Origin of the sequence: Campylobacter sp. 2018MI13 (assembly GCF_018501135.1) — a bacterium.
GTDB lineage: Bacteria > Campylobacterota > Campylobacteria > Campylobacterales > Campylobacteraceae > Campylobacter_E.
On record NZ_JAHCZC010000223.1, the window covers coordinates 1 to 449 of the forward strand.

Sequence of the window (449 nt, forward strand, 5' to 3'; positions counted from 1 at the left end):
TATCCAAGTTCAAGTTAAATGCAACTTCGATCGTTGCATCAAAATTAGCAAAGTCAATCTTCTTGACAAGTGCCAATGCTTCGCTTGCATCGTATGCCTTGCCAGCTTCAACTTGCTTTGCAGCTTCTAAATATTTCTTGCTTTTCTTTTTAGCCATTAGTGAATTTTCCTCCTTGCAATATGTGGTCTATCGGATAAACCTCCCACTTGACACATCCGTTTTCACGGAGTATCCGACTGAGAAGCTTGGCCGTAGATAGATTATAAGTAGTCTTCTACAACAAAGCCCAGGCTTCGTGCAGTACCTTCAATCATGCTCATAGCAGCTTCAACGTCTGCCGCGTTTAGATCTTGCATCTTCGTTTCAGCGATGTCCTTAACTTGTGCTTTCGTAACTGTAGCACCTTTCTTCGTGTTAGGTTCGCCGGAGCTTTTTTGTCCACCAGCAG

The 449-nt window shown here is 43.2% G+C and carries 1 protein-coding gene; it reads right to left on the reverse strand.

Features of this window, described 5'->3' with window-relative positions:
• Nucleotides 1-261 precede the first annotated feature (261 nt).
• Nucleotides 262-449: uL11 family ribosomal protein (locus KJQ99_RS09740; protein ID WP_502756524.1), on the reverse strand; the 188-nt coding region annotated here is incomplete at its 5' end.